Origin of the sequence: Actinoplanes sp. NPDC048791 (genome assembly GCF_040650095.1) — a bacterium.
Taxonomy (GTDB): Bacteria; Actinomycetota; Actinomycetes; order Mycobacteriales; family Micromonosporaceae; genus Actinoplanes.
This window is the reverse complement of sequence record NZ_JBEZGQ010000298.1, coordinates 1-8,507: the sequence shown is the minus strand read 5'-3', so window position 1 is coordinate 8,507 and position 8,507 is coordinate 1. Positions and strand designations below refer to the sequence as shown.

Genomic DNA, 8,507 nt, shown 5'->3' with positions numbered 1-8,507 from the left:
GCCACCTCGGGCAGCAGCCCCATCGCGGCGAACTCGGTCAGCCCGATCGCCACCCCGCCCAGGGCCAGCGCGAGCAGGGCGGCCCAGCGGTGCCTACGGCTCAGATCTTCCACGAGCGCCGACTTTAGCAACGCCGTTGCGTAATAGAGTGTCGACATGGCGGACCTCACGTTCCTGCGCGGCTACAACGAGGCCCTGGTGATGGCCGTCGCCCGCACCCGGCCGGCGTTCGAACGCACGACGATCGCCGACGCCACCGGGCTGACCCCGCAGGCGGTGTCGAAGGTGCTGGGCCGGCTGGTCGAGCACGGCCTGATCGCGCCCGCGGGCGTGCGCCGGCCGGCGATCGGCAAACCGGCGAGCGTGTACGAGCTGGTCCCGCACAGCCGGTACGCGATCGGGGCGCACGTGGCCCGCCGTACCCTGCGGCTGGTCCTCACCGACCTGGCCGGCACCGTCCGGCACTCGGTGGTGACTCCCCTGCCGGCGGATTTCACTCCCGGGACGTTGCTGGACGAGCTCACGGCCGGCGTGGACCGGATCGCCGCCGCTCATGAGCTCGGCGCGCGGCTGACCGGGGTGGGCATCGGCATGATCGGGCCACTGGACCACGCCCAGGGCACCGTCCGGGACGCCCACCGGTTGCGGCACTGGCACGACGTACCGCTGCGGGAGCTGGCCGAGCAGGCCCTGGGCCGGCCCGTGCACCTGGACAAGGACGTCACGGCCGGGGTCACCGCCGAGGCCTGGCGGCGCGGCCCGGCCTTCCGGGACGCCGCCCTGATCATGGTGGAGTCGGGGGTGGGTGCCGGACTGTGGCTGGGCGGGGCGGCCCATCGCGGGTCGCACACGAACGCGGGCGAGTTCGGCCACACGGTCATCGAGCTGTCCGGCCCGCCGTGCGTGTGCGGGCGGCGGGGCTGCCTGGAGGCGGTCCACGACCGGGCGGTGGCGGACGGGGACATCCGGGCGGCCGCGCGGATCCTGGCCGTCGGCATCGTCAACCTCGTGCAGACCCTGGACGTGGCCCACGTTGTGCTGGCCGGCGCGGACCTGCTCACCCACGCGGACATCTACCGGGCCGAGGCCGAGGCGGCGATCCGTACGCAGGTCCCCCGGGCCGACTGGCAGACGGCCGGCATCACGCTGTCGAGCCTCGGCGCGGACGTGATCGCGGCCGGCGCCGCGATGCAGGTCCTGGACTCCCGCTACGGCATCCCGGACCTGGCCCCGCTGGAGTCGGCGGGCGCCCGGCCGTCTCACTCAGGCTGAGCCGACCGGGGTGCCGCCCGGATGTGCGCCCGTTCGCCCTGCCGGCCGACGAGACTGAGGAACTCGACGGGCCCGGCGCTGGTGGCCCCGAACCAGTGCGGGGTACGGGTGTCGAACTCGGCCGCCTCACCGGGCTGCAGGATGAGGTCGTGCTCGCCCAGGACCAGGCGCAGCGTGCCGTTCAGGACGTAGGCCCAGTCGTAGCCCTCGTGGGTGCGCAGATCGGGCTCGCGGTCGTCGTCGCCGGCCGGCAGGACGAACTTGTAGGCCTGAATACCGCCCGGCCTGCGGGTCAGCGGCAGCACGACGGCTCCGTCACGGCCGGCGATCGGCCGCAGGTTGATCCGCGGGTCGCCGGTCAGAGGCGCGTCGACGAGCTCGTCGATCGTGACGCCGTGCGCGCGGGCGAGCGGCAGGAGCTGCTCCAGCGTCGGGCGGCGCAGGCCCGCCTCCAGCCGGGACAGCGTGCTGACCGAGATGCCGGTCTCCTCCGCGAGCGCGGTGAGCGTGATGTCGCGGCGCATCCGGAGCTGCTTCAGCCGGGGCCCGACGGCGTCGAGGGTGCGGTCCAGTTCCTCATCCATGCCCTCAGTTTTCCATTCGGCAAAGATCTTTGCACATCTGACTGATCACGCCGCACGCTCACCGGTATGGAATTCGACGAGAACTACTGGGAACACCACTGGCACCAGGCGCACCCGGGGACTCCGGCCCCGCACCCCTACCTGGCCCGCGAGACGAGCGGCCTGATCCCCGGCACGGCACTGGACGCCGGGTGCGGCACCGGCGCCGAGGCGGTCTGGCTCGCGTCCCACGGCTGGCAGGTCACCGCCGCCGACATCTCCGCCGCCGCCCTCGCCCGCGCGGCTGAGCGCGCAGCCGCCGAGAACGTGCGATGGGTCCAGGCCGATCTGACCAGCTGGCGCCCGGCCCTGCGGTTCGACCTGGTCACCACCCACTACGCGCACCCGGCGATGCCGCAGCTCGCGTTCTACCAGCGCATCTCCGACTGGGTGGCGCCCGGCGGCACCCTGCTGATCGTCGGCCACCTGCACTCCCCGGCAGCACCGGGCCACGGGCACCACCCGCCGGCCGAGGCAGCGGTCAAGCTCGCGGACATCACCGCCGGCCTGGACAGCGCCCAGTGGCACATCGCGACCGCCGAGGAACACGTGCGTACGGTCAGCGACCACCCCCTGCAGGACGTCGTCGTTCGCGCCACCCGGCGGTCCGGACGATGAGCGCCACCGGCACGACGATCAACGACCCGCGCCGCCGCCGCGCGATCCTGGTCGCGGTGTGCATCGCCCTCATGGCGGTCATCGCCTCGGTCACCGGGCTGAACGTCGCGCAGCAGGAGATCGCGGTCGCGTTCGACGCCTCGCAGAGCACCGTCCTGTGGATCATCAACACGTACACGATCAGCCTCGCCGCGCTGCTGCTGCCGCTCGGCGCCCTGGGCGACCGCTGGGGCCGGCGGCCGGTGCTGCTGGCCGGCCTGATCGTCTTCGGCGCGGCCAGCGCCGTGGCCGGCCTGGCCCCGTCCACCGAGGTCATGATCGCGGCCCGGCTGCTCAGCGGCGTGGGCGCCGCGATGATCATGCCGGTCACTCTGGCCGTCATCACCTCGACGTTCCCGGACGAGGAACGCTCCAAGGCGATCGGCGTCTGGACCGCGGTCGCCGGCGGTGGCGGCATCCTCGGCATGTACCTGTCGGCGGTCCTGGTCGACCTGGCCGACTGGCGGTGGCTGTTCGTGCTGCCGGTCGCGCTCGTCGCGGTGGCCGTCGCCCTGGCGCTGCGGTCGGTCCCGGACTCCCGCGAGGAGTCGGCGCACGGCTTCGACATCGTCGGATCGCTGGCCTCCGTGGTCGCCGTGGTCGGCCTCGTCCTGGTCCTCCACGAGGGCCCGGTACGGGGCTGGACCACCCCGGTGACCCTGGTGAGCCTGCTGATCGGCGTCCTCGGCACGGCCGGCTTCGTGGCGTGGGAACTGCGCCGCACGGCTCCGCTGCTGGACGTGCGACTGTTCCGCGAGCGCGGCCTCGCCGGTGGCTCGCTGGCACTGCTGACGGTGTTCGGCGTACAGGCCGGGATCTTCGTGGTGCTGTTCCCGTTCCTGCAGGCGGTGCTCGGCTGGTCCGGCCTGCGGTCCACGCTGGCGCTCATGCCGATGGCCGCGATGATGATGCTGGCCTCCGGTCTCGCGCCGCGAGTGGCCGCCCGCGTCGGTGGCCGCTCGACGATGGCGACCGGCATCCTGCTCGGCGGCGTGGGGCTGGCCCTGATGGCCACGTCCGTCTCCATCGAGGACGGCTACCTCTCGGTGCTGCCCGGCATGCTGGCCATGGGGCTCGGCATGGGCCTGACCCAGACGCCCGCCACCGAAGCCATCACGTCCGCCCTGCCCCGCGAACGCCAAGGTGTCGCGTCCGCGCTCAACGACGTCACCAGAGAATTCGGTACGGCACTCGGCGTCGCCCTGCTCGGAGCGGTCCTCTCCGCCGGCTACCGCAACGCCGTCGACACGCGGCTCGATGCGATCCCGCCCGAGGCCGCCGGCACTGCCCGCGAAGGCATCGCCAACGCCCTCGCCGCCGCCGACAGCGCGGGCGGTCAGGCTCCGGCGCTGATCCGGGCCGCTCAGGAGTCCTTCGTGGACGGCTGGCAGCAGGCCATGTGGGCCGGGGTCGGCGTCATGGCGGTGCTGTTCGTCTACGTCCTGGCACGAGGGCCCCTACGCACCGCGCCGGCCGGACCGTCACCCGCAGCGGCTGCGACCAGCGACGCGGTCGGCCGATGAGCCGGACCCACCCCGCCGATCACCGACAGAGGCTGGCCACGCTCACCGGCCGCCGGCCATGTTGATGCCGGCCAGCACCCGCCGGAACGCGGCGACGTCCCCGGTGACCCGCACCTCCCCCGCGTCGGCCAGCTCCCGTTCCCCGACCAGGAGCGCGACCAGTGTGCCCGGATCGGTCTCCACAGTGGTCTCCGCCGCGGCCTGACCGGCACTCACCTCGACGCGCTCCCCGGCGATCCGGGCCACATAGGAGCGGTCGTCCAGGTGCACCTGAAGCGTCGTGGCCCAGTCGTCGGTCGCGCGGTAGTAGGTCCGCAACGTGAGCATGGCCGATACGGCGCTCAGGTGTCCGGACGGCGCGAGCGGGGAGCGCAGCGCCCAGGAACCGAGGGCGACCAGGATCGGCTCCAGCTCGGCGCCGTGCTCGGTCAGCTCGTACACGTTCGCGGCGGCCGGCGGCGGCAGGCGGCGCCGCCGGATCACGCCGACGTGCTCGAGGTCGCGCAGCCGCTGGGACAGCACGTTCGGACTCGCCCCGGGCAGGCCGGCCCGCAGATCGCTGAACCGCAACGGGCCCAGCAGCAGCTCCCGCACGACCAGCAGAGCCCACCGCTCGCCGATGAGGTCGAGCGCGTGGGCGATACCGCACCCGTCACCGTACGAACGCGCCGTCGTCGTCATGCGCCGATACTATCTAGTCCTAGATCTGTACTAACAAGTCCTTCTCTGCAACCATGACGCCATGATGCTCGAGGACAAGGTCGCCGTCGTCTACGGAGCGGCAGGCGCAGCGGGAAGCGCGGTGGCGCAGGCATTCGCCGCCGAAGGGGCCGTGGTGCATCTGGCCGGGCGCAGGCCGGGGGCGCTCCGGGAGGTCGCCGCGACGATCACCGGACGTGCGGAGATCGCCCAGGTGGATGCGCTGGATCCGGCGGCGGTGGACCGCGATGTGCGCGACGTCGTGGACCGGCACGGGCGGCTCGACGTGTCGATCAACCTCATCTCGGTCGACCACGTGCAGGGCGTGCCGCTCGTCGACATGTCCGCCGATGACTTCGCCCGCGGCCTCGACGCCCGGGCCCGCACCCACTTCATCACGGCGACCGCGGCCGCCCGGCCGATGACCGCGCGGGGTGGCGGGACGATCCTCATGCTGACCGCGAGCCCCGACCGCACCGGCATTCCGATGGCCGGCAGCTTCGGGGTGCAGTGCGCGGCCGTCGAGTCGCTGAGCCGGGCGCTGGCGGTTGAGCTGGGCCCGTACGGGGTGCGGGTCGCCTGCCTGCGGTCCGCGGGCTCCCCGGACGCCGATGGCGTCGACCAGGTCTTCGACGTGCACGCCCGCAACGCCGGCACGACCCGCGAGGACTTCGACGCCGCCAAGGCCGGCCGGACGCTGCTGCGGCGCCTGCCGAGCCTGGCCGAGGTCGCTCAGGTCGCGGTGTGGCTGGCCAGCGACCGGGCCGCCGCGGTCACCGCGTCGATCACCAACGTGACCTGCGGCGAACTGCTCGACTGAGGCCGGCGCTCAGCCGTTCCAGGTGTCGATGACCTGGTTGCCGTGCTCGAAGCCCAGCGTCGACAGGGTCGCCGTGCCCAGCTTCAGCAGCCCGCCGCCGCTGGCCGGCAGCCCGATCCACCGGGCACCCGCCACCCGTAGCGAGTGCCCGTGGGCGATCAGCGCCACGTCGCCCCGGTCCAGGAACGTGCGGGCCCGGGCAAGCACCCGGTCCAGGCGCTCGCCGACCTCGGCCGGTGACTCGCCGCCGGGCGCGCCGTCGGTCCACAGCGACCAGGCCGGGCTGGTCTCGTGGATGGTGGCGCTGGTGATGCCCTCGTACTCGCCGTAGTTCCACTCGGCGAGGTCCTCGGTGGTCTCCGTGACGGCCAGGCCGGCCAGTTCGGCGGTGCGCAGGGCCCGCTTGCGCGGGCTGGAGATGACGGCCGCGAAGCTGCGTCCGGCCAGGCGCTCACCGGCGACCCGGGCCTGCTGCTCCCCCGCTCCGGTCAGATCCAGATCCGTGTACGAGGTGTGCTTACCAACCGCACTCCACTCGGTCTGCCCGTGCCGGATGAGCACGATCTCCGCCATGACGCCCCCTGTTCGGTCCCGCTTGTTCCTACCCCACCCACGCCCCATCCATCCCCGCCGCCAGGCCTCAGCCGCCGGCCAGCAGATCCTCGAACGAGGTGGTGAGCGCGAACGGGTCCTGGACCGTCACCGGTTCGCGCCGGTCGATCTCGCGGGCCAGTTCGCCCGCCGCCCGGCTGATCCGGCCGCGCAGCTGGCCCTCGCTCTCGTCGCCACCCCAGTCCTCGGACGCGGCGTAGACCGCCGTCGGCACCGGGACGGCCCGCAGGTAGGCGAACATCGGCCGGACCGCGTGGTCGAGCGCCAGCGAGTGCCGGGCCGAGCCGCCGGTCGCCGCGATCAGCACCGGTTTGTCGGTCAGGGCGTCCTGGCCCAGCACGTCGAAGAACGACTTGAACAGGCCGCTGTAGGACGCGTTGAAGATCGGCGTGACCGCGATCATCGCGTCGGCGGACTCGACCGTGTCGAGGGCTCGCTTCAGCGGTGCCGGCGGGAAGCCGGTGAGCAGGTGGTTCATCAGGTCGTGGGCCAGGTCGCGCAGTTCGATCACCTGGACCGACAGCTGGACGCCGAGGCCGGCGGCCGCCGTCACCGCCGCCGCGGACAGGCGGTCCGCGAGCAGGCGGGTGGACGACGGCTGGCTCAGCCCCGCCGAGACCACGACGAGGGTGCGCTGCTTCATGCCTGCACCTTCTCCTTCGTCTCCGCCGCCTGCGCGGCTTCGAGCAGCGAGGCGTGGGTCGGCGCGTCCGGCACGTGGGCCGGCTTCAGCGCGGCGAATTCCTTGCGCAGCACCGGTACGACTTCCTCGCCGAGCAGGTCGAGCTGCTCCAGGACCGTCTTCAGGGGCAGCCCGGCGTGGTCCAGCAGGAACAGCTGGCGCTGGTAGTCGCCGGCGTAGTCGCGGAAGCCCAGCGTGCGGTCGATGACCTGTTGCGGGCTACCCACGGTCAGCGGCGTCTCCCGGGTGAAGTCCTCCAGGCTCGGGCCGTGGCCGTAGACCGGCGCGTTGTCGAAGTACGGCCGGAACTCCTTCACCGCGTCCTGGCTGTTCTTGCGCATGAACACCTGGCCGCCGAGGCCGACGATGGCCTGGTCCTCGGAGCCGTGGCCGTAGTGGGCATAGCGCTGGCGGTAGAGGGCGACCATCCGCTGGGTGTGCTCCTTGGGCCAGAAGATGTGGTTGGCGAAGAAGCCGTCGCCGTAGAAGGCGGCCTGTTCGGCGATCTCGGGGCTGCGGATCGAGCCGTGCCAGACGAACGGCGGGATGCCGTCGAGCGGGCGCGGGGTCGAGGTGAACGACTGCAGCGGGGTGCGGAACTTGCCCTTCCAGTCGACGGTGTGCTCACGCCAGAGGCGGTGCAGCAGGGCGTAGTTCTCGACGGCCAGCGGGATGCCGGCGCGGATGTCCTTGCCGAACCAGGGGTAGACCGGGCCGGTGTTGCCGCGGCCCATCATCAGGTCGACGCGGCCGTCGGCCAGGTGCTGCAGCATCGCGTAGTCCTCGGCGATCTTGACCGGGTCGTTGGTCGTGATCAGCGTCGTGGACGTGGACAGCAGCAGCCGCTGCGTACGCGCGGCGACGTGGCCGAGCAGAGTGGTGGGCGACGACGGCACGAACGGCTCGTTGTGGTGCTCACCCAGCGCGAAGACGTCGAGACCGACCTCCTCGGCCTTCTCCGCGATGGCGACGATGGCCTTGATCCGCTCGTGCTCGGTCGGCTGCCGCCCGGTGGTGGCGTCCGGCGTGACATCGCCGACGGTGAAGATCCCGAACTGCATGACCGCTCCTGAGCTCCGGGGCGGAACCTGACGTCCCGCACTGACCCGCACAACGCCTTTGACTCGTCAACTATTTCAGATTCAAAGAACTTGGGGGAAGTGGGGTCCCGGTCACACCGCGGCGGAACCGCCCGGCGTCCGCCCGCGTCGGTGCCGGTATGAAACTGCGCCTCTCGAGCCTGCTCACCCTGATGCTGCTGAGCCTCAGCCTGGTCGTCCTCGTCTCCCCCGCCCCGCCGGCCTGGGCCTGCTCCTGTGTGTCGTTCGCCGACCAGGACGAACGGGCTGAACTGATCGTCGTCGGCACGGTCACCGACGTCTCGGACACCGGGATCCGGATGACGGTCGAGTCGGTCGAGAAGGGCGCCGCGGCGGCGGACACCCTGCGGCTGAAGGTGGGCCGTGGCGAGGCGAGCTGCGGTTACGGCTTCCGGGCCGGCGGCCGGTACCGGGTGAACTCGATCGCCGGTGCCACGGGACTGTGCACCGGCGTCAGCCCGTTGCCGGCCGCCCCGTCCCTGCCCCCGACTGCGAAGGCGGCCGCGCCCGTGGCTGCGC

10 protein-coding genes are annotated in these 8,507 nt (G+C 72.4%); 5 read left to right on the top strand and 5 right to left on the bottom strand.

All coding sequences use genetic code 11. The features are described from left to right. Nucleotides 1-156: 156 nt before the first annotated feature. Nucleotides 157-1,272 (top strand): ROK family transcriptional regulator, encoded by a 1,116-nt coding sequence (locus AB0C29_RS21775; RefSeq protein ID WP_360822819.1) that lies wholly within the window; start codon nt 157-159, stop codon nt 1,270-1,272. Here AB0C29_RS21775 and AB0C29_RS21770 read toward each other — a convergent pair. Next, nucleotides 1,260-1,856 (bottom strand): XRE family transcriptional regulator, encoded by a 597-nt coding sequence (locus AB0C29_RS21770; protein WP_360822816.1) that lies wholly within the window; start codon nt 1,854-1,856, stop codon nt 1,260-1,262. The two genes, AB0C29_RS21775 and AB0C29_RS21770, sit on opposite strands and share 13 nt — an antisense overlap. Before the next feature lie 66 nt (nt 1,857-1,922). On the opposite strand from AB0C29_RS21770, the gene AB0C29_RS21765 reads away from it, so the two are divergent. Together AB0C29_RS21765 and AB0C29_RS21760 are read left to right on the top strand one after the other, a co-directional pair. Then, nucleotides 1,923-2,513, top strand: a complete 591-nt coding sequence (locus tag AB0C29_RS21765) for a class I SAM-dependent methyltransferase (RefSeq protein ID WP_360822813.1) — start codon at nt 1,923-1,925, stop codon at nt 2,511-2,513. Continuing rightward, nucleotides 2,510-4,075 carry an MFS transporter gene (locus AB0C29_RS21760; protein ID WP_360822810.1) on the top strand — a complete coding sequence of 522 codons (1,566 nt, stop codon included), beginning with the start codon at nt 2,510-2,512 and terminating at the stop codon, nt 4,073-4,075. The genes AB0C29_RS21765 and AB0C29_RS21760 overlap by 4 nt, the downstream gene beginning before the upstream one ends. A 42-nt stretch (nt 4,076-4,117) precedes the next feature. Here AB0C29_RS21760 and AB0C29_RS21755 read toward each other — a convergent pair whose 3' ends face one another. Beyond that, nucleotides 4,118-4,756, bottom strand: a complete 639-nt coding sequence (locus AB0C29_RS21755; protein ID WP_360822807.1) for a helix-turn-helix domain-containing protein — start codon at nt 4,754-4,756, stop codon at nt 4,118-4,120. A 61-nt stretch (nt 4,757-4,817) separates the two neighbouring features. Between AB0C29_RS21755 and AB0C29_RS21750 the strand changes: the two genes are divergently transcribed. Further along, on the top strand, nt 4,818-5,594 hold the full coding sequence (locus AB0C29_RS21750) for an SDR family oxidoreductase (protein ID WP_360822804.1): 777 nt from the start codon (nt 4,818-4,820) through the stop codon (nt 5,592-5,594). A gap of 9 nt (nt 5,595-5,603) precedes the next feature. Here the strand turns inward: AB0C29_RS21750 and AB0C29_RS21745 are convergent, their stop codons facing one another. The 3 genes from AB0C29_RS21745 to AB0C29_RS21735 form a co-directional block, all read right to left on the bottom strand. Next, nucleotides 5,604-6,167 carry a histidine phosphatase family protein gene (locus AB0C29_RS21745; protein ID WP_360822801.1) on the bottom strand — a complete coding sequence of 188 codons (564 nt, stop codon included), beginning with the start codon at nt 6,165-6,167 and terminating at the stop codon, nt 5,604-5,606. Between the two features lie 67 nt (nt 6,168-6,234). Next, nucleotides 6,235-6,849, bottom strand: a complete 615-nt coding sequence (locus AB0C29_RS21740) for an FMN reductase (RefSeq protein WP_360554675.1) — start codon at nt 6,847-6,849, stop codon at nt 6,235-6,237. Beyond that, on the bottom strand, nt 6,846-7,949 hold the full coding sequence (locus AB0C29_RS21735; RefSeq protein WP_360822798.1) for an LLM class flavin-dependent oxidoreductase: 1,104 nt from the start codon (nt 7,947-7,949) through the stop codon (nt 6,846-6,848). The genes AB0C29_RS21740 and AB0C29_RS21735 overlap by 4 nt, the downstream gene beginning before the upstream one ends. A 158-nt stretch (nt 7,950-8,107) precedes the next feature. Between AB0C29_RS21735 and AB0C29_RS21730 the strand changes: the two genes are divergently transcribed. Continuing rightward, on the top strand, nt 8,108-8,507 hold a 400-nt coding region (locus tag AB0C29_RS21730; protein WP_360822795.1), incomplete at its 3' end, for a hypothetical protein.